This is a genomic window from Bradyrhizobium sp. SZCCHNRI20481, assembly GCF_032485055.1.
Lineage (GTDB): Bacteria > Pseudomonadota > Alphaproteobacteria > Rhizobiales > Xanthobacteraceae > Bradyrhizobium.
In genome coordinates, this window is record NZ_JAUEUE010000005.1 from 105,563 (window position 1) to 123,901 (window position 18,339).

Annotated in this window: 18 protein-coding genes; 12 read left to right on the plus strand and 6 right to left on the minus strand. The window is 65.4% G+C overall.

Annotated features, from left to right (window positions below):
- The first annotated feature begins 46 nt into the window (after positions 1 to 46).
- On the plus strand, positions 47 to 1,255 hold the full coding sequence (locus QX132_RS09405; protein WP_315757606.1) for an acetyl-CoA C-acetyltransferase: 1,209 nt from the start codon (positions 47 to 49) through the stop codon (positions 1,253 to 1,255).
- 153 nt (positions 1,256 to 1,408) lie between these two features.
- Positions 1,409 to 3,622, plus strand: coding sequence for a 3-hydroxyacyl-CoA dehydrogenase NAD-binding domain-containing protein (locus QX132_RS09410; RefSeq protein ID WP_316160863.1), 2,214 nt, complete (start codon positions 1,409 to 1,411; stop codon positions 3,620 to 3,622).
- A gap of 493 nt (positions 3,623 to 4,115) precedes the next feature.
- On the opposite strand, the gene gstA is transcribed toward QX132_RS09410, so the two are convergent.
- Positions 4,116 to 4,730, minus strand: a complete 615-nt coding sequence (gene gstA / locus QX132_RS09415) for a glutathione transferase GstA (RefSeq protein ID WP_315735852.1) — start codon at positions 4,728 to 4,730, stop codon at positions 4,116 to 4,118.
- Positions 4,731 to 4,878: 148 nt separating this feature from the next.
- Between gstA and QX132_RS09420 the strand changes: the two genes are divergently transcribed.
- From QX132_RS09420 to QX132_RS09430, 3 genes are all read left to right on the plus strand, one after another.
- On the plus strand, positions 4,879 to 5,367 hold the full coding sequence (locus QX132_RS09420; protein WP_315735855.1) for a helix-turn-helix domain-containing protein: 489 nt from the start codon (positions 4,879 to 4,881) through the stop codon (positions 5,365 to 5,367).
- Between the two features lie 96 nt (positions 5,368 to 5,463).
- On the plus strand, positions 5,464 to 6,834 hold the full coding sequence (locus QX132_RS09425) for a glutamate--cysteine ligase (protein WP_315778358.1): 1,371 nt from the start codon (positions 5,464 to 5,466) through the stop codon (positions 6,832 to 6,834).
- 250 nt (positions 6,835 to 7,084) lie between these two features.
- Positions 7,085 to 7,747 carry a PAN domain-containing protein gene (locus QX132_RS09430; RefSeq protein ID WP_315784842.1) on the plus strand — a complete coding sequence of 221 codons (663 nt, stop codon included), beginning with the start codon at positions 7,085 to 7,087 and terminating at the stop codon, positions 7,745 to 7,747.
- 96 nt (positions 7,748 to 7,843) lie between these two features.
- Here QX132_RS09430 and QX132_RS09435 read toward each other — a convergent pair whose 3' ends face one another.
- From QX132_RS09435 to tldD, 4 genes are all read right to left on the minus strand, one after another.
- Positions 7,844 to 8,413, minus strand: coding sequence for a nucleotidyltransferase family protein (locus QX132_RS09435; RefSeq protein ID WP_316160865.1), 570 nt, complete (start codon positions 8,411 to 8,413; stop codon positions 7,844 to 7,846).
- Positions 8,414 to 8,489: 76 nt separating this feature from the next.
- A complete protein-coding gene (locus tag QX132_RS09440; protein ID WP_316160868.1) occupies positions 8,490 to 8,828 on the minus strand; it encodes an MmcQ/YjbR family DNA-binding protein in 339 nt (112 codons plus the stop codon).
- A 13-nt stretch (positions 8,829 to 8,841) separates the two neighbouring features.
- Entirely contained in the window at positions 8,842 to 9,633 is a 792-nt protein-coding gene (gene lepB, locus QX132_RS09445; protein ID WP_315735863.1) for a signal peptidase I, read from the minus strand.
- Positions 9,630 to 11,054, minus strand: coding sequence for a metalloprotease TldD (gene tldD, locus QX132_RS09450; RefSeq protein ID WP_315735865.1), 1,425 nt, complete (start codon positions 11,052 to 11,054; stop codon positions 9,630 to 9,632). Before tldD ends, lepB begins: the two co-directional genes overlap by 4 nt.
- Positions 11,055 to 11,138: 84 nt before the next feature.
- On the opposite strand from tldD, the gene QX132_RS09455 reads away from it, so the two are divergent.
- Positions 11,139 to 11,639, plus strand: coding sequence for a GNAT family N-acetyltransferase (locus QX132_RS09455; protein ID WP_315735867.1), 501 nt, complete (start codon positions 11,139 to 11,141; stop codon positions 11,637 to 11,639).
- 86 nt (positions 11,640 to 11,725) lie between these two features.
- Here the strand turns inward: QX132_RS09455 and QX132_RS09460 are convergent, their stop codons facing one another.
- On the minus strand, positions 11,726 to 12,355 hold the full coding sequence (locus QX132_RS09460) for an invasion associated locus B family protein (RefSeq protein ID WP_315735869.1): 630 nt from the start codon (positions 12,353 to 12,355) through the stop codon (positions 11,726 to 11,728).
- Positions 12,356 to 12,835: 480 nt separating this feature from the next.
- Between QX132_RS09460 and coxB the strand changes: the two genes are divergently transcribed.
- The 6 genes from coxB to QX132_RS09490 all read left to right on the plus strand — a co-directional run bounded on the left by coxB (position 12,836) and on the right by QX132_RS09490 (position 18,264).
- On the plus strand, positions 12,836 to 13,672 hold the full coding sequence (coxB, locus tag QX132_RS09465; RefSeq protein WP_315784764.1) for a cytochrome c oxidase subunit II: 837 nt from the start codon (positions 12,836 to 12,838) through the stop codon (positions 13,670 to 13,672).
- A gap of 69 nt (positions 13,673 to 13,741) precedes the next feature.
- On the plus strand, positions 13,742 to 15,355 hold the full coding sequence (ctaD, locus tag QX132_RS09470) for a cytochrome c oxidase subunit I (protein WP_315735873.1): 1,614 nt from the start codon (positions 13,742 to 13,744) through the stop codon (positions 15,353 to 15,355).
- A gap of 158 nt (positions 15,356 to 15,513) precedes the next feature.
- Positions 15,514 to 16,452: a heme o synthase gene (locus QX132_RS09475; RefSeq protein ID WP_315778353.1), complete on the plus strand. Its 939-nt coding sequence runs from the start codon at positions 15,514 to 15,516 to the stop codon at positions 16,450 to 16,452.
- A 20-nt stretch (positions 16,453 to 16,472) separates the two neighbouring features.
- Complete coding sequence (locus QX132_RS09480) at positions 16,473 to 16,649, plus strand: CoxF protein (RefSeq protein ID WP_315735877.1); 177 nt, start codon at positions 16,473 to 16,475, stop codon at positions 16,647 to 16,649.
- 34 nt (positions 16,650 to 16,683) lie between these two features.
- Positions 16,684 to 17,319 carry a cytochrome c oxidase assembly protein gene (locus QX132_RS09485; protein WP_315735879.1) on the plus strand — a complete coding sequence of 212 codons (636 nt, stop codon included), beginning with the start codon at positions 16,684 to 16,686 and terminating at the stop codon, positions 17,317 to 17,319.
- A gap of 87 nt (positions 17,320 to 17,406) precedes the next feature.
- Positions 17,407 to 18,264, plus strand: a complete 858-nt coding sequence (locus tag QX132_RS09490; protein WP_315757594.1) for a cytochrome c oxidase subunit 3 — start codon at positions 17,407 to 17,409, stop codon at positions 18,262 to 18,264.
- Positions 18,265 to 18,339 lie beyond the last annotated feature (75 nt).

Genomic DNA, 18,339 nt, shown 5'->3' on the forward strand with positions numbered 1-18,339 from the left:
CGTCGAACACCAACAACAACGAATCCGATCAGATGAGGAGGGCGTGATGCCTGAGGCCTTTATCTACGACCACGTGCGTACCCCCCGCGGCCGCGGCAAATCCGATGGCAGCCTGCATGAGGTGACCGCGCTCGCGCTCGCCACGGTGCCTTTGAAGGCGCTCAAGGACCGCAACAACATTCCCGAGGACGCGGTCGATGACGTCGTGCTCGGCGTGGTCGATCCGGTCGGCGAGGCCGGCTCGGACATCGCGCGTTTCGCCGCGCTGAATGCGGGTCTCGGCGACGCCGTCCCGGGCATTCAGATCAGCCGCTTCTGCGCCTCCGGCCTCGACGCCGTGAATTTCGCCGCCGCGCAGATCATGAGCGGCCAGCATGAGCTGGTCATCGGCGGCGGCGCGGAGTCGATGAGCCGCGTCGGCATCGGCGCCTCCGGCGGCGCCTGGCCGATGGACCCGTCGATGGCGGTGCCGGCCTACTTCATGCCGCAGGGTGTCTCCGCCGATCTGATCGCGACGAAGTACGGCTTCTCGCGCGACGACGTCGACGCCTACGCGGTGCAGAGCCAGCAGCGCGCGGCGAAGTCCTGGGAGGAAGGCCGCTTCGACAAGTCTGTCGTTCCGGTCAAGGACATCAACGGCCTGACCATCCTCGCCAAGGACGAGCACATGCGCCCGTCGACGACGATGCAGTCGCTGGCGCAGTTGCAGCCGTCATTCGCGGCGATGGCGCAGATGGGCGGCTTCGATGCGGTGGCGATCCAGTCGCATCCGGAGATCGAGCGCGTCAACTACGTGCATCACGCCGGCAACTCCTCGGGCATCGTCGACGGCGCCGGTGCGGTGCTGCTCGGCAGCAAGGAGGCCGGGGCGAAGTATGGCATGAAGCCGCGCGCGAAAATCCGCGCCTTCGCCAATATTGGATCCGAGCCGGCGATGATGCTGACCGGCCCGGTCGACGTCACTGAGAAGCTGTTCGAGCGCTCCGGCATGAAGACCTCGGACATCGACCTGTTCGAGCTCAACGAGGCGTTCGCCTCGGTCGTGCTGCGCTACATGCAGGCGTTCGAGATCGACAAGGACAGGATCAACGTCAATGGCGGCGCCATCGCGCTCGGCCATCCGCTCGGCGCCACTGGCGCGATGATCCTGGGCACCGTGCTCGACGAGCTCGAGCGTACCGGCAAGGCCACCGCGCTGGTGACGCTGTGCATCGGCGGCGGCATGGGCACCGCGACCATCATCGAGCGGGTGTGACGAACCCCTAACGTAGGGTGGGCAAAGCGAAGCGTGCCCACCATCGTCTTCATCGACACCGTCGGTGGGCACGGCGCAAGGGCGCCTTTGCCCACCCTACGATCGCAGGATTTTTTGCCGCGCCGACCGGCTGCAGGCACGAGGGAGCACCACATGGCCTTCAAGAACTTCAAGCTCGAAACCGATGCCGACGGCATTGCGCTGATCACCTGGGACATCCCGGGACGTTCGATGAACGTGCTGGACGAGACCTCGGCGATCGAACTCGAGACCATCGTCAAGGAGACCACTGCTGACGCCGCCATCAAGGGCGTCGTCATCACCTCGGCCAAGGAGGCGTTCTGCGCCGGCGCCGACCTGTCCATGCTCGAGGGCATGAACCGCTCCTATGCCGAGGTGCTGAAGGGCAAGGGCGAGGAAGCCGCCAACCAGATGCTGTTCGACAACAGCCGGCGCTTCTCGCAGATCTACCGGGCGATGGAGACCTCCGGCAAGCCGTGGGTCGCCGCGATCAACGGCCTCGCGCTCGGCGGCGGCTTCGAGCTGACCTTGGCCTGCCATCACCGCGTCGCGGCCGAGAACCCGAAGACCCGTCTCGGCCTGCCCGAGATCAAGGTCGGCCTGTTCCCCGGCGCCGGCGGCACCCAGCGCGTGCCGCGCATCGTGCAGCCGCAGGACGCGATGAACCTGCTGTTGAAGGGCGAGGCGCTCACCCTCGACAAGGCTAAGGCCTTGAAGCTGGTCGACGCCATCGTTCCGGCGGCTGACCTCATCAAGGCCGCCAAGGACTGGATCAAGGCCGGCGGCAAGGCCGTTCAGCCGTGGGACGAGAAGGGCTTCAAGCTGCCCGGAGGCCCGGTGTTCTCGAAGAACGGCATGATGATGTTCCCGGCCGGCAACGCCATCTACCGCCGCGAGACCTACGACAACTATCCGGCCGCGCGCGCCATCATGAGCTGCGTCTATGAGGGCCTGCAGTTGCCGATCGACGCCGCGCTGCGCGTCGAGTCGCGCTACTTCGCCCACATCCTGCGCTCCAAGGAAGCCGCAGCGATGATCCGCAGCCTGTTCCTGTCGATGCAGGAATTGAACAAGGGCGCGCGTCGTCCGGCCGACGTGCCGCCAAGCAAGCTGAAGAAGATCGCCGTCATCGGCGCCGGCTTCATGGGCGCCAGCGTTGGCTACGTCTCGGCCCGCGGCGGCCTCGAGGTCGTGCTGATCGATCGCGACCAGGAGAGCGCCGACAAGGGCAAGGCGCATGCCCAGAGCGTGGTCGATGGTCTGGTCAAGAAGGGCCGCGCCAAGCCGGGCGAGGCGGAGGCGATCATGGGCCGCATCACCGCGACCGCCGACTACGCCGCGCTGAAGGATTGCGACCTGGTCATCGAGGCCGTGTTCGAGGACCGCAAGGTCAAGGCCGAGACCTACGCCAAGGCGCAGCAGCATCTGAAGGACGGCGCGATCTTCGCCTCCAACACCTCGACCTTGCCGATCACCTCGCTGGCCGAGGAGTTCAAGGACCAGGGCCGCTTCATCGGCATCCACTTCTTCTCGCCGGTCGAGAAGATGATGCTGGTCGAGATCATCATGGGCAAGGCCACCGGCGACGTCGCGCTGGCGACCGCGCTCGACTATGTCCGCACCATCGGCAAGACGCCCATCGTGGTCAACGACTCCCGCGGCTTCTTCGCCAACCGCTGCGTGATGCGCTACATCGCCGAGGGCAACGAGATGTTCCTCGAAGGCGTGCCGCCGGCGATGATCGAGAACGCGGCCAAGATGGCCGGCATGCCGGTTGGCCCGCTGTCGCTGTCGGACGAGGTCGCGCTCGATCTCGGCCTCAAGATCATGAAGGCGACCGAGCACGATCTCGGACCCAACGCGATCAACCAGGACCACAAGAAGCTGATGGTCGAGCTGGTCGAGAAGCAGGGCCGCTTCGGCCGCAAGAACGCCAAAGGCTTTTACGACTATCCCGAGAAGGGCAAGGGTCAGAAGAGCCTGTGGCCGGAGCTGCCGTCGTTGCAGCCGAAGCATCTCGATCCCGACACGCTCGACGTCGAGGAACTGAAGCAGCGCTTCCTGGTGGTGCAGGCGGTGGAAGCCGCGCGCACCGTCGAAGACCACGTCATCACCGACGTGCGCGAGGCCGATGTCGGCTCCATCCTCGGTTTCGGCTTCGCGCCGTTCACCGGCGGCACGCTGTCCTACATCGACTTCATGGGGACGAAGAAGTTCGTCGAGCTGTGCCACAAGTTCACAGAGAAGTACGGCTCGCGCTTCGCCCCGCCGAAGCTGCTGGAAGAGATGGCCGCCAAGGGCGAAACCTTCTACGGCCGTTTCCCGCCGAAGAAGGCGGCGGCTTGACGATTGCGGGCTGCCTGATGAGTCTCGATAGCACCGCATCGACGGTGCGCTCCCCTCCCCCCTTGCGGGGAGGGGTCGGGGGTGGGGGTCTCAGCAAAAGGTCTCGATGATTTGAAGATGCCCCTCACCTCGGCGTCTCAGCGTGAGCTCGGGTGAAAAGATCGCGGTCGATATCCTCCACGGCACAGCGCCTCGCGCATCCGCATCGAAGCCAGCCAAGCGACGAGCCAACCAAACTTCTTGAGCCGACGTCAATCGCGCGTCTTCAGGTGCAAGGCTGTCCCGCAACAGGCCCACGAGAGCCGTTCCTTTGTCGTCAGCCTGGAAATGTCAAATGGAAGGGCCATGGCGTCATCATATTCGGTGGCGGAATAAGGTCCCTTTACTCGGCTAGAGTCATCGTGTGGACCCCCACCCCCGACCCCTCCCCGCAAGGGGGAGGGGAGCTCACCGGCTTCGTGGCGTCGCAATCGCTTCGGTAAGAAGCAATCGCTCACCCCGCCTTCATCAGCCCTTCCTTGGTCAGCGCCTCCTGCACCTTCGGCCGCGCGGCGACGCGGTTCTTGTAGGCCACTAGGTTCGGCATCGCCGACAGGTCGAACTTCATCCGGTCCGCCCAGGTCAGGATGGTGAACAGATAGCCGTCGGCGACCGTGAACTGCTGGCCCATCAGATAGTCGTGGCCGGCAAGCTGGCCGTCGATATATTTGAACTTGCCCATCACGCGGTCCTTGAAGAACGCCTTGGCGTCGTCGGCGAGCACCGGCGAGAACATCGGGCTGAAATTCTTGTGCAGCTCCGAGGTGATGAAGTTCAGCCACTCCAAGAGCTTGTAGCGCTCGCCGCTGTCGCGCGCCGGGGCGAGGTTCTTGGTCGCCGCCCGGTCGGCGATCATCTGGACGATGACCGGGCCTTCGGTCACGATCTCGCCGCTCGGCAACCCGAGCGCCGGCACCTGGCCCTTCGGATTGACCTTGAGGTAATCGTCGCCATTTTCCAGGGTCTTGGCGCGCAGGTCGACCTTGACGAGATCGTAGGGCAGGCCGGCCTCGAGCAGGGCGATGTGGGGCGAGAGCGAGCAGGCGCCGGGTGAATAATAAAGCTTCATTGGGTATTCCCTCCGTGAGACCATCGTCGTGGTTGGAACCGATCGCGGCGTCACACCCGCCCTTACATGCACTTGCATGGAATAGTCAAGATTGATGCAGGTGCATCGAATGCGCTAGAACGAGGACCTGAAGGATACGAGCCGGCCCATGAAACGCAAACCATCGACCGAGGCGACCGCCGCCTGGATCCGCCTGATGCGGGTCCAGAGCCGGGTGCTGGACTGCGTCGAGCAGGAGCTGAAGAAGGCCGGTTTTCCGCCGCTCGCCTGGTATGATGCGCTGCTGGAGCTGTCCCGGGCGCCCGCGGGCGAGTTGCGCCCGGTCGAGCTCGAGCGGCAGATGCTGATCCCGCAATATTCCACTTCCCGGCTGATCGACCGGCTGGTCGAAGAAGGTCTGGTCGTCCGGCGCGAATGCAAGATGGACAAGCGCGGCCAGTTCGTCGAGATCACCGAGGCCGGACGCGAACTGCAGAAGCGGATGTGGTCGGCCTATTCCGCCGCGATCGAGAAGCATGTCGGCTCCAAGCTGTCGGATACCGACGCCGCCAAGCTTTGCATGCTGCTGGATCGGCTTGGCTGCTCCTGTGGTCAGGCCGCTCCGTTGGCGGCTGGAGAGGGCGCGGCGACCCGATGAAGCATCCGTTCCCATCCACATCCGCGGCCCCCTGGGGTCCGCGGCCCTTCCTGTCACCACGCGCGACCCTCGAAGCGCTTCTGAACCGAGACTCCCATGGCGCGTGACCAGATCGATATGACCCCGCTGCAGTCGCGCGACGAACTGGTGGCGTGGCTCGCGGCCGGCGTGAAGCCGCCGTCCGCCTTCCGCATCGGGACCGAGCACGAGAAGACGCCGTTCACGCTCGACGGTCACCGCCCGGTCCCTTACGAGGGTGCGCGCGGCATCGGCGCGCTGCTCGAAGGCATGAAGCTCCTGCTCGGCTGGGAGCCGATCATGGAGCGCGGCAACATCATCGGGCTCTATGATGTCACCGGTGGCGGCGCCATCTCGCTGGAGCCGGGCGGCCAGTTCGAGCTGTCGGGCGCGCCGGTCGAGACCGTGCACCAGACGCATGCGGAACTGATGGCGCATCTGGCGCAGGTACGCGAGATCGCAACTCCGCTCGGCATCGGCTTTCTCGGCTTGGGCATGACGCCGTCCTGGTCGCGCGCCGAAATTCCGGTGATGCCCAAGGGCCGCTACAAGATCATGACCAGCTACATGCCGAAGGTCGGCCGTTACGGCCTCGACATGATGTACCGGACCTGCACCGTTCAGACCAATCTCGACTTCTCCTCCGAAGCCGACATGGTCAAGAAGCTCAGGGTCTCGGTGGCGCTGCAGCCGATCGCGACCGCACTGTTCGCCAATTCGCCATTCACCGAAGGCAAGCCGAACGGCTTCCTGTCGTTCCGCTCCGAGATCTGGCGCGACACTGACAATCAGCGCTCGGGCATGATCCCGTGGGCGTTCGAGGACGGCATGGGCTTCGAGCGCTGGGTCGACTACGCGCTCGATGTTCCCATGTATTTCGTGAAACGCGAGGAGACCTATATCGACGTCTCCGGCACCTCGTTCCGCGACTTCTTCGAAGGCAAGAACCCGGCGATGCCAGGCGAGCGTCCGACGCTGTCGGATTGGGCCAATCACCTCTCGACGATCTTCCCGGAGGTGCGCCTGAAGCGCTATCTGGAAATGCGCGGTGCCGACGGTGTGCCGTGGGGCCGGCTGCCGGCGCTGCCGGCGTTCTGGGTCGGCCTGCTCTACGACGACGTCAGCCTCGACGCGGCCTGGGACCTAGTCAAGACCTGGACCGCGTTCGAGCGCCAGAACCTGCGCGACGACGTGCCGCGCCTCGGCTTCAAGGCGCGTATTCGCAATCGCTACGTGTTCGAGATCGCCAAGGAATGCCTCACCCTGGCGCATCTCGGCCTGCGCCGGCGCGGCCGCATCGACCATCTCGGCCGCGACGAGAGCCGCTATCTCGAGCCGCTCGACCAGATCATCGATTCCGGCCGCTCGCCGGCCGAGGAGATGCTGGAGAAGTTCGACGGCCCGTGGGGCGGCTCGGTCGAGCCGGCCTACGACGAATATGCGTTCTGATCGGAACGGCTGAGCCTGCGACCGCCGCAGGTTCGCTGCGCCGCCTGCTCCACGTTGAGGCGGTTGGCGGCTTGGGTCCGCTGTTTTTTGTTGCACTTTGTGTCCCAGGTTCGATTCAGCGCCTGGGCGCCGCTGCGTTGCCTTCCGCTGTTCCCACCGGTCCGGGCCGTTCATCCGCCATACAGGTTCGTGGCGATCAAATGACTGCCTAAAAACTCGCAAGAAAACTCGAACACTAACAATGGGTCGGATGGTTCAGCGGCGGCGCGTGGGGCGCTTCATCGGGGCATGGCTGAGGGCACTGGCGTGCCTGTTCGCGGCTGTGTGCCTGACGCCGGCTTCAGCCCAGACCTATTCCGATCGCCCCGGCGGCGACTATATGAGCGCGCCGATCACCTCCGGCGACCCGGCCGATTGCGCGCTGCTGTGCGAGCACGACCGGCGGTGCCGCGCCTGGAGCTTCAACTATCCGACCGTGATGGAAGCGGGTGCGGTGTGCTGGCTCAAGAACAGCGTGCCGGCGCGCGTGCCGGACAATTGCTGCGTTTCCGGCGTGCGTGGCGCGGGCGTCGTCGAGATCCGCAACGATGCGGTCGAGACGTCGATCGACCGTCCCGGCGGCGACTACCGCAGCTTCGACATCAAGACCACCGATCTGAAGGGCGGCGACAAGGCCGAGAAGGCCGCCGACAAGGGCGACAAGAGCAGCGGTGACAAGGCGGCGGACAAGAAGGAAGAGAAGGCCGCCGACGCCGAGGAGATCTGCAAGGCCGCCTGCACCGGCGACAACAAATGCCGGGCCTGGACCTTCTCGCGGCCCGGCTATGCCGGCAAGGAGGCGCATTGCTTCCTGAAGAAGGAGATCAAGCCGCCGCGGCGCCGCGCGGGGTTCACGTCAGGCGTGGTGCGATAGCGCGGGGCGACGAGGGCCGCTATTTTGCGGGCCGGCTATAGGACGGCAAACGAAGACGCCTGCGTCCCTGTCGTTTCACGTGTTGGTCCAACAATGTTAGTCTTCCGCGACGATCACGGTGATCTCAGGCCACAGTGCCTTCCAACGTTCCGCCTTGGCGATGTAGTTCGTCGCCGAGAAATTGGCCGTGTGGTTCGGCCGCACGATCATCTGCGCGATGTCACCGAGGCCCTTGGGCGCATAGAGCTCATATCCATCGGCGGCGGGGCGGAGCCCGACCTGCGTGTTGACGGTGAGAAACCGGTCGATTCCATCGGTTGATCGCGACACGGCGGAGTAGGGACGACCGTGCTTGGCGGGATACCAGAGATGGACGCGGGCCTGGTTGCGCACCTCCACCTTGGCTTCGATGTCATGGAGGCAGCATGTGATGCGCCGGATGACGGCGTCCTCAGCATCCCACGACGTATCCGGATCGAAATAGAAGATGTCGTAGTCGTTGATGCCGTGATCGATCGGACGGCCGGTCCGCACGTTCCAGACGCTCTGAGTCAGGCAGCCGGCGACGACCCAGGCATCGGGCACGGCCGTTTCACGCAGCACGCGCATGATCGCGGTGTTGACGGGGTTGCGCAGCGCGGCTGCGATGAAATCGTCTTTGGTCATGATGGTCGAAGGCATCAGAACATGGGTGCCGTCGACACGTTCAATACACGAGATGGAGAACGGCGTGCAGCCCGTTTCAGCCACGATCGAAGGCGGCTACGGCTCTCCTTGACGCCAGCGTCCGCCACTGCCGGCGCAACAGCGGCTCTGCGTCGGCGCGCTTCGCCTTCGACAGGCGCAGCAACACGATCGGATAGTCGCGGTAGTGATCGGTGAAATAGAGCAGCTTTGGACGCGTCTCGACCAGCATCGCGCGTTCGTCCGGCGGCACGCCCGGAAGGACGAGGCTGTCCCCGTCCTCCTTCAGCCGCGCCAGCATCTTCTTGCGCACCTTCAGCGCGGGCGTCCCGTAGGACGTGCCGTCCTCGACCTCCGGCCATGTCAGCGCAAGCGCCCTGACATCGTCGAAGGTCACGGCCGCGATCCGCTCAGCGCACCGCGGTGAAGAAGCGATCCAGCCGGAAGCCCGACAGCCAGGCCCAGACCGGCTGGTTCTTGAAGCCGAGGTCCCAGGAGCCGACCACGGCATCGGCGCGGCCCACGAGGTTGTCGATCGGCAGCAGGCCAACGCCGCCGTCGCGCAAGGCAACGCGGCTGTCGGCGGAGTTGTCGCGGTTATCGCCGAGCACGAACAGCTTGCCGGGCGGAACGGTCACCTCCGGGGTGTTGTCGAGCCGGCCGTTGTCGCGCATCTTGAAGATCAAATGCGACACGCCGTTCGGCAGCGTCTCGACGTAACGATAGGCCGGCTCGTTGCGGCCGGTGTCGTCCTCGGCATCGCCGATGCCGTCCGGCTTCAGCGCGGCTGCCTGGCCGTTGATGTAGAGCTGGCCCTGGCGCATCTGGATGCGGTCGCCGGGCAGGCCGACGACGCGCTTGACCCAGGCCTGCGAGTTGTCGCCCGGCCAGCGGAACACGACGACGTCGCCGCGCTTCGGCGTCTCGCCGAACAGGCGTCCCGTCTCCGGCAGCGTGATCTGCATCGGCAGCGACGAGGTGCCGTAGCCATAGGGGAATTTCGACGCCAGCAGGGCGTCGCCGATCATCAGGGTCGGCTCCATCGAGCCGGACGGCACGTAGAACGGCTCGGCGATCGCGCCCTTTGCGACGAACACCACCATCACCACGGCGGCGAGTTGCGCAAGCTGACCGCCCCAAGTGGTTTCCTTACGCACGGCCTTGGTTCCGATCTTGCTCGTGGACATCTTGTCGAGGCTCATCGGCCCGTGCCTCCAACGGTGATGCGATCCATGCGAAGCGTCGGCTGACCGACGCCGACCGGCACGCCCTGGCCGTTCTTGCCGCAGGTGCCGATGCCGGTATCGAGCGACAGATCGTTGCCGATCATGCTGATGCGGTTCAAATCCGTCGGGCCATTGCCGATCAGCATCGCGCCCTTCACCGGCGCACCGACCTTGCCGTTCTCGATCCTGTAGGCCTCGGTGCACTGGAAGACGTATTTGCCCGAGGTGATGTCGACCTGGCCGCCGCCGAAATTGACGGCATAGATGCCGTTCTTGACGGATGCGATGATCTCGGCCGGATCGTGCTCGCCGGCCAGCATGTAGGTGTTGGTCATGCGCGGCATCGGCACATGTGCGTAGCCCTGGCGGCGGCCGTTGCCGGTCGGCGCCATGTTCATCAGCCGCGCGTTCTGGCGGTCCTGCATGTAGCCGACGAGGATGCCGTCCTCGATCAGCAAGGTACGGCTGGTCGGCGTGCCCTCGTCGTCGATCGACAGCGAGCCGCGGCGCGAGGCCATGGTGCCGTCATCGACCACGGTGACGCCCTTGGCGGCGACCGGCTTGCCCAGCAGTCCGGCAAAGGCCGAGGTCTTCTTGCGGTTGAAGTCGCCCTCGAGGCCGTGGCCGACGGCCTCGTGCAGCATCACGCCGGGCCAGCCGGCCCCTAACACGACGTCCATCTCGCCGGCGGGGGCGGGGACAGACTCCAGGTTGACCAGCGCCTCGCGCAGCGCGCCGTCGGCGGCCTCGCGCCACGCCTTGGTCTCGATGAAGCGCGCATAGGCCTCGCGGCCGCCATAGCCCTTGCCGCCGCTCTCCTGGCGATCACCCTGGCCGGCGACGACGGAGATGTTCACGCGCACCAGCGGGCGGATGTCGCGATAGCTCTCGCCGTCGGGCCGCAGGATCTCCACGACCTGCCAGGTCGCGCCCAGGCTCACCGTCACCTGGCGCACGCGCGGATCCTTGTCGCGCAGATACGCGTCGATCTCGCCGAGCAGCTTGACCTTGGTTTCGAAGCCCGGGGCGTCCAGCGGATTGTCGTCGCCATAGAGTCGGACGTTGGTGTGCGGCGGTGCGCTCGCGAACGTGCCGGAATAGCCGCCCCTGACCGCGCTCACCGCATCGGCGGCGCGCATCAGGGCCGGCAGCGACACGTCGGAGGAATGGGCATAGCCGACCGCGTCGTCCTTCACCGCGCGCAGGCCGAAACCCTGGCTGGTGTCGTAGGTCGCCTGCTTCAGCCGGCCATTGTCGAAGGTCAGCGCCTCGGTCTGGCTGTATTCGAAGAACAATTCGCCGTCATCGGCGCCGGCCAGGCCGCGCGCGACCTCGCTCCGGACCGCATCGCGATCCAGATTGGCGCGCTCGAGCAGGGAAGTGGTGGGAGCAGTCATGTTTCAATCCGTTGTCGGAGCGTTCATTCCAAGATAGTTGTTTTGACGCCGGGGCGCGAGGGGCTGGATGATTACCGAACTGACATGGTTGAGATCGTTCCCATCACGTCCGCTCACATCGAGAGCTTCCACCGCACGCTCGATCATGTCGCGCGCGAGCGGCGCTATTTGTCGTTCGTGCAGGCGCCGCCGCTGGAGTCCACGCGCGCCTTCATTCTGAACAACATCCACGAGGGATATCCGCAATTCGTCGCTCTCTCGGCCGGGGAGGTGGTCGGCTGGTGCGATGTGACGCCCAAATCGGGGCCAATCGATGCCCGGATCGGGGTGCTCGGCATGGGCCTAATGCCGCAGTTCCGGCACCAGGGCCTCGGCAGGCGACTGATGGCGGCGGCGCTCGAGGCCGCGCGGGCGGCCGGCTTCTCGCGTGTCGAGCTCACGGTCTACCGCAGCAACACCAACGCTATCCGGCTGTACCAGAAGGCCGGATTCCTGCTCAAGGCGGTGCAGCCGCGGGAGCCTGGCGATGACGGGTTCGACAAGACCCTGCTGGTGATGGCGCTGGCGCTCGACGGCCCGCGCTGAGGCCGCGGCGCGCGCATTCAGACGCGCGAACTCACGGCTCGATCACGGCATCGTGCGCGGGAGGGGCCTGTCAATCGTGGCCAACGTCAGGGCAGCTTGTCGAAGCCTTCGGCCAGTCCGTTGAGGCTCAGCGGGAAGCCGATCCCTTCCTCCGGCGTCTCGAAGATGATGAAGGTCGCGGTCTTCGCCGTCTTGAGCTGGCCGAGCAGCTTGTCCTCCAGCACCACCTCGGCGACGCAGCCATTGGGCAGGCAGCGCACGAAGCCGGCGCGGCCGACGTCCTGGTTGTCGAGCTTCAGGCCGAGGCCGGAGGGCAGCAGCACGCCCAGCGGCGCCACCACGCGCATCAGCCGGCTCTTCTGGTCGGCGGTCTTCAGCATGATCACGGTGAGGCCGGCATTGGAGCGGTCCTCGGCCACGACGCTCTGGATCAGCGCGCACTGCTCGCTCTGCGCGCCCGGCGGCGTGTCGCAGCGGATCTGCCAGTCGCCATGCACCGAGCGCACCGCGCCCTGTGCCAACGCCGCGTGCGGCACGCCGACCACCGTCGCGGCCATCAGCGCGATCGCCGTTGCTGCGGCGGAGGTCATTGCGGCGACATGCGTGAGTCGCGCACGCACCGCGCTGAATCGGTACAAACGGCGCGAGTCATTCGCAGCTGGGGTCGGCATGTCAGCTGTCCTGTCCGTTGAAACCCTGATCCGGGTCGGTGCCATGACAATTTCCTGTGGGTGATCTGCGCGTCCGACGCCATGATACGGCAATGATGGCGTCTTGAGGACAGCGTCACCGGCGTACGGCACGAAACGATACCAAATATGGCCGCACCCCGGTGGGCGCTGCCGCTGCGCCTCGCCGAATCAGCCTCGCAAACGGCCGTGTCCCGTTTGCCTACATCGCGCCGCACGCCTGTCAAGCGCCCGTTGCCCGCGAAATCACGGCGTGCGGCAATCTCCCGGAAAATACGCTTGTCGCGACGAACGGCGCGGCGCGCGATATCCGGCGCAAGACTGCATTGCGATAGATCAAGAATTATGGTTTGAGAAGAAAGATTTCGTCATTCCAGTGAACTGGCCCAGGTGCTTTTCTATGCATCCGCCCGAAGGCCATTTGTCAGGAGAGCGGATCGAACGGCGCGCCGCCGCGTGAAGCGGGCGGTGCGCTGAGGGGGAAAGTTCTGAAGGGAGCGCGACGGCATGAAGATGTCGAAAGGCCAATTGAGCGCCTTGCTGGGGTTGGCTGTAACGGGCATGACGCTCGTGTCGGGTGGAGCGGCGTTTGCTGAAACGGGGCAGCCGGCGCCATGGGAAGTCAAGCTGCAGGAGGCTGCGACGCCGGTGATGGAGAACATCACCTGGTTCCACGGCCTGCTGCTGACGATCATCACCATCATCACGCTGTTCGTGCTGGCGCTGCTGATCGCCGTGGTGGTCAAGTTCAACGCGCGCGCCAATCCGGTGCCGTCGCGGACCACGCACAACACGCTGCTCGAAGTGGCGTGGACGCTGATCCCGGTGCTGATCCTCGTCACGATTGCGGTGCCGTCGTTCCGCCTCTTGTTCCTCGAGCTCGACGTGCCGAAGGCCGACCTCACGATCAAGGCGACCGGCAAGCAGTGGTACTGGAGCTACGCCTATCCCGACAACGGCAAGTTCGAGTTCGACTCGCTGATGGCGCAGGACAAGAAGCCGCGCCTGCTGGCGGTCGACAATGAGATGGTCGTGCCGGTCAACAAGGTGATTCGCGTCCAGACCACCGGCGCCGACGTCATCCACTCCTTCGCCGTGCCGTCCTTCGGCATCAAGATCGACGCCATTCCCGGCCGCCTCAACGAGACCTGGTTCAAGGCGACCAAGGTCGGCATGTATTACGGCCAGTGCTCCGAGCTGTGCGGCAAGGACCACGCCTACATGCCGATCGCGGTGCGCGTCGTGAGCGACCAGGAATTCACCGCCTGGGTCGAGGACGCCAAGAAGAAGTACGCCAGCGCGCCCGCGAGCACCTACGCGTCGGCTGCGGGCATATCGCAGTAGCGCGCGGGGACGAGCGCTTAGGATTGAGGGCCGCCTCGCGCGGCCTACGGGGACACTGAGGATTGGACAATGGCGACGAACGCGACGACCCTGACCGGCCATGACGATCACGCGCACGACCATCCGACCGGATGGCGCCGCTGGATCTATTCGACCAACCACAAAGACATCGGCACGATGTATCTGATCTTCGCGGTGTGCGCCGGCATCATCGGCCTCGTCATGTCGGTCGCGATCCGCATCGAGCTGATGTATCCGGGCGTGCAGTTCTTTCACGAGAACCACACCTACAACGTGTTCGTGACCTCGCACGGCCTGATCATGATCTTCTTCATGGTCATGCCGGCGATGATCGGCGGCTTCGGCAACTGGATGGTGCCGCTGATGATCGGTGCGCCGGACATGGCGTTCCCGCGCATGAACAACATCTCGTTCTGGCTGCTGCCGGCCTCGTTCGCGCTGCTGCTGACCTCGACCTTCGTCGAGGGCGAGCCCGGCGCCAACGGCGTCGGCGCCGGCTGGACGATGTATGTGCCGCTGTCGACCTCGGGTCATCCGGGACCGGCGGTGGATTTCGCGATCCTGTCGCTGCATCTCGCCGGTGCGTCGTCGATCCTCGGCTCGATCAACTTCATCACCACGATCTTCAACATGCGTGCGCCGGGCATGACCCTGCACAAGATGCCGCTGTTCGTGTGGTCGATCCTGGTGACGGTGTTCCTGTTGCTGCTGTCGCTGCCGGTGCTCGCCGGCGCCATCACCATGATGCTGACCGACCGCAATTTCGGCACCACCTTCTTCGATCCGGCCGGCGGCGGCGACCCGCTGCTGTTCCAGCATCTGTTCTGGTTCTTCGGCCATCCGGAAGTGTACATCCTGATCCTGCCCGGCTTCGGCATGATCAGCCAGATCGTGTCGACCTTCTCGCGCAAGCCCGTGTTCGGCTATCTCGGCATGGCCTACGCCATGGTCGCGATCGGCGGCATCGGCTTCGTGGTGTGGGCGCACCACATGTACACGGTCGGCATGTCCTCGGCGACGCAGGCCTATTTCGTCGCCGCCACCATGGTGATCGCGGTGCCCACCGGCGTGAAGATCTTCTCCTGGATCGCCACGATGTGGGGCGGCTCGATCGAATTCCGCGCGCCGATGCTGTGGGCGGTGGGCTTCATCTTCCTGTTCACGGTCGGCGGCGTCACCGGCGTCGTGCTGGCGAATGCCGGCGTCGACCGCGTGCTGCAGGACACCTATTACGTCGTCGCGCACTTCCACTACGTGCTGTCGCTCGGCGCGGTATTCGCCATCTTCGCGGGCTGGTACTACTGGTTCCCGAAGATGTTCGGCTACATGTACAACGAGACGATCGCGAAGGCGCACTTCTGGGTGACCTTCGTCGGCGTCAACCTGGTGTTCTTCCCGCAGCACTTCCTCGGCCTGTCGGGCATGCCGCGCCGCTACATCGACTATCCCGATGCCTATGCCGGCTGGAATCTGGTGTCGTCGATCGGCTCCTACATCTCGGCCTTCGGCGTGCTGATCTTCATCTATGGGGTCGTCGACGCCTTCATGCGCAAGCAGCAGGCGGCGAACAATCCGTGGGGACCGGGCGCGACGACCTTGGAATGGACCCTGTCCTCGCCGCCGCCGTTCCACCAGTTCGAGGTGCTGCCGAAGGTGCAGTGAGCCCGATCTTTCCGACGCGGCGCCCATCCGGCGCCGCGTCGATATCCGCCGGTGGTGCGCCCGATGGTTTGCCGGATGGAGACTTGAATCGAGGTTCTGGCGCGCCCTGCATCAGAGCCGTTTGAATTGAAGCCTGTGAATTGAAGTCTGGATTCGTCGTGTCGGTCATCGATCAGAACGCCATTGCCGTCGGCCCGCGGATTTCCGAGGCCGATGTCGGCGATTATCTCGCGCTCCTGAAGCCGCGGGTGATGTCGCTCGTGATCTTCACGGCGTTGATCGGCCTGCTGATCGCCCCAGGCCATTTCCACCCGGTGCTCGCCATCACCTCGCTGCTGTGCATCGCGGTCGGGGCCGGGGCCTCCGGGGCGCTGAACATGGCGCTGGAAGGCGACATCGACTCGCTGATGTCGCGCACCGCCAACCGCCCGATCCCGCGCGGCCGCGTCACCCGCCAGGAGGCCCTCGCCTTCGGCATCACGCTGTCGTTCTTCTCGGTGCTGACGCTGGGCATCCTCGTCAACTGGTTCGCCGGCGCGCTGCTCGCCTTCACCATCTTCTTCTACGTCGTGATCTACACGCTGTGGCTGAAGCGCTGGACCGCGCAGAACATCGTCATTGGCGGCGCCGCCGGCGCCCTGCCGCCGGTGGTCGCCTGGGTTTCCGCCACCGGATCGATCGCGCCGGAGCCGCTCTGGCTGTTCCTGATCATCTTCTTCTGGACCCCGCCGCATTTCTGGGCGCTGGCGCTGTTCCGCAGCGACGATTACGCCCGCGCGGGCGTGCCGATGCTGCCGGTGGTCGCCGGCCCCGATGCGACCCGGCTGCAGATCCTGCTCTACACGATCGTGCTGGTGGCGGTCGCGCTGGCGCCCTGGCCGCTCGGCTATTTCGATGCCGTCTACGGCGTCGTCTCGCTGGCGCTCGGCGCCGGCATGCTATGGCTCGCGATCGAGGTGTTCCGCAAGCGCGAGCGCAGCACCTCGTTGCGCGCCAACCGCAGGCTGTTCGCCTTCTCGATCCTTTACCTGTTCGCGCTGTTCGCGACGCTCGGGCTCGAAGCGGTCGCGCGCATGATCGCGCCGCTGATCTGGTAAGAGGCGCGAGACTGGAAAACATGGCGATCACGATGGCAGATCCGAACGAGCAGGAGGGCATCGTCCTCACCGAGGCGCAGCTGCGCAGCCGCCGTCGCCGCTCGATCGCGATTGCGCTCGCGCTCGGCGTGCTGGTGGTGCTGTTCTTCGCGGTGACCATGGTGAAGGGTCCCGCGGTGCTGAATCGGCCGATGTAGAGACGCGATGCAGGACAGGGCGAAGCAGACCGCAATGGAAACAACCGACCAGATCGTTCCGGCGACAGCGCCGGCCGCGCCGCGCCGCGGCCTCGGCCGCGATGCGCTGGTCGGCGGCATCTGCGGCGCCGTCGTGGTGCTGATGGTCGGCGCGTCCTATGCCGCCGTGCCGTTCTACAACTGGTTCTGCCGCGCCACCGGCTTCAACGGCACCACGCAGGTCGCGACCGCGGCGCCGTCGTCGGCGCCGCTGGCGCGCCGGATCGGCATCCGTTTCGATGCCAATGTCGCCGGCGGGCTGCCGTGGAAGTTCGAGCCGGAGAAGACCGAGATCGAGGTCGCGATCGGCGAGGTGGTCACGGTCTACTACAAGGTCACCAACCAGGCGGCGCGCACCACCATGGCGCAGGCGGCCTACAACGTGACGCCGCTGACGTCGGGCGCCTATTTCCAGAAGATCAACTGCTTCTGCTTCACCGAACAGACCATGGCCCCGGGCGAGACCCGTGAGATGCCAGTCGTGTTCTACGTCGATCCGGCGATCACGGCCGATCACGAGAATGACGGGCTGAAGACGATCACGCTGTCCTACACCTTCTATCCCGTTCGCGACGCCGAGCCCAAGCCGATCGCCGCGGGCGAGCCGGACAAACCGCGGGGCAACCTGTGACCGCGCGGACGTCCGATATCCGGGGACCATTGCTGTTGAACGACACCGTGCCGGCGCGACCGGCATCGATCTGGGGAGAGACCTGACATGGCTGAGGCGCACGCCAAGCATCACGACTACCATCTCGTCGATCCGAGCCCCTGGCCGTTCGTCGGCTCGGTCTCGGCCTTCATCATGGCGTTCGGCGCGATCGGCTGGATGCACAAGATGTTCGGCGCCGCGCCGGTCGTGTTCGGCATCGGCACCATCGGCGTGCTCTACACCATGGCGAGCTGGTGGGGCGACGTCATCAAGGAAGCGCAGTACAAGGGCGATCACACCCGCGTGGTGCAGCTCCATCACCGCTACGGCATGATCCTGTTCATCGCCTCCGAGGTGATGTTCTTCGTCGCCTGGTTCTGGGCCTATTTCAATGCCGCGCTGTATCCGAACTTCGAGGTGCAGGCCACCCGCGACGCCCTGTTCGGCGGCGTCTGGCCGCCAAAGGGCATCGAGACCTTCGATCCCTGGCATCTGCCGCTGCTCAATACGCTGATCCTGCTGACCTCGGGCACCACGGTGACCTGGGCACACCACGCGCTGCTCGAGGGCGACCGCAAGGGCCTGAAATACGGCCTGATCCTCACCATCCTCCTGGGTGCCACCTTCACCTGCGTGCAGGCCTATGAGTACAGCCACGCGACGTTCTCGTTCGCCGGCCACATCTACGGCTCGACCTTCTTCATGGCGACCGGCTTCCACGGCTTCCACGTCCTGGTCGGCACGATCTTCCTGATCGTCTGCCTGGCGCGCGCCTATGCCGGCCACTTCACGCCCAAGCAGCATCTCGGCTTCGAGTTCGCCGCCTGGTACTGGCACTTCGTCGACGTGGTCTGGCTGTTCCTGTTCATCTGCATCTACGTCTGGGGCCACGGCGCCGAGGCGATGGCCCACGGCGCGCACTGAAGCTGGCGCGTACCGGTTCCGCCGAACGTGCTAAGAAGGGGCGGCCGTCGGGCCGCCCTTTCTCGTTGCGGCGGC

Bases quoted from the DNA above. Each gene is read 5' to 3' on its own strand.
- QX132_RS09430 (WP_315784842.1), top strand. From the start codon at position 7,085: ATGGTTCAGCGGCGGCGCGTGGGGCGCTTCATCGGGGCATGGCTGAGG.
- QX132_RS09480 (WP_315735877.1), top strand. From the start codon at position 16,473: ATGGCGATCACGATGGCAGATCCGAACGAGCAGGAGGGCATCGTCCTC.
- gstA (WP_315735852.1), bottom strand. From the start codon at position 4,730: ATGAAGCTTTATTATTCACCCGGCGCCTGCTCGCTCTCGCCCCACATC.
- QX132_RS09455 (WP_315735867.1), top strand. From the start codon at position 11,139: ATGGTTGAGATCGTTCCCATCACGTCCGCTCACATCGAGAGCTTCCAC.
- QX132_RS09460 (WP_315735869.1), bottom strand. From the start codon at position 12,355: ATGGCACCGACCCGGATCAGGGTTTCAACGGACAGGACAGCTGACATG.
- QX132_RS09435 (WP_316160865.1), bottom strand. From the start codon at position 8,413: ATGACCAAAGACGATTTCATCGCAGCCGCGCTGCGCAACCCCGTCAAC.
- QX132_RS09485 (WP_315735879.1), top strand. From the start codon at position 16,684: ATGGAAACAACCGACCAGATCGTTCCGGCGACAGCGCCGGCCGCGCCG.
- QX132_RS09420 (WP_315735855.1), top strand. From the start codon at position 4,879: ATGAAACGCAAACCATCGACCGAGGCGACCGCCGCCTGGATCCGCCTG.
- tldD (WP_315735865.1), bottom strand. From the start codon at position 11,054: ATGACTGCTCCCACCACTTCCCTGCTCGAGCGCGCCAATCTGGATCGC.
- QX132_RS09490 (WP_315757594.1), top strand. From the start codon at position 17,407: ATGGCTGAGGCGCACGCCAAGCATCACGACTACCATCTCGTCGATCCG.
- QX132_RS09405 (WP_315757606.1), top strand. From the start codon at position 47: ATGCCTGAGGCCTTTATCTACGACCACGTGCGTACCCCCCGCGGCCGC.
- QX132_RS09425 (WP_315778358.1), top strand. From the start codon at position 5,464: ATGGCGCGTGACCAGATCGATATGACCCCGCTGCAGTCGCGCGACGAA.
- QX132_RS09410 (WP_316160863.1), top strand. From the start codon at position 1,409: ATGGCCTTCAAGAACTTCAAGCTCGAAACCGATGCCGACGGCATTGCG.
- lepB (WP_315735863.1), bottom strand. From the start codon at position 9,633: ATGAGCCTCGACAAGATGTCCACGAGCAAGATCGGAACCAAGGCCGTG.
- ctaD (WP_315735873.1), top strand. From the start codon at position 13,742: ATGGCGACGAACGCGACGACCCTGACCGGCCATGACGATCACGCGCAC.
- coxB (WP_315784764.1), top strand. From the start codon at position 12,836: ATGAAGATGTCGAAAGGCCAATTGAGCGCCTTGCTGGGGTTGGCTGTA.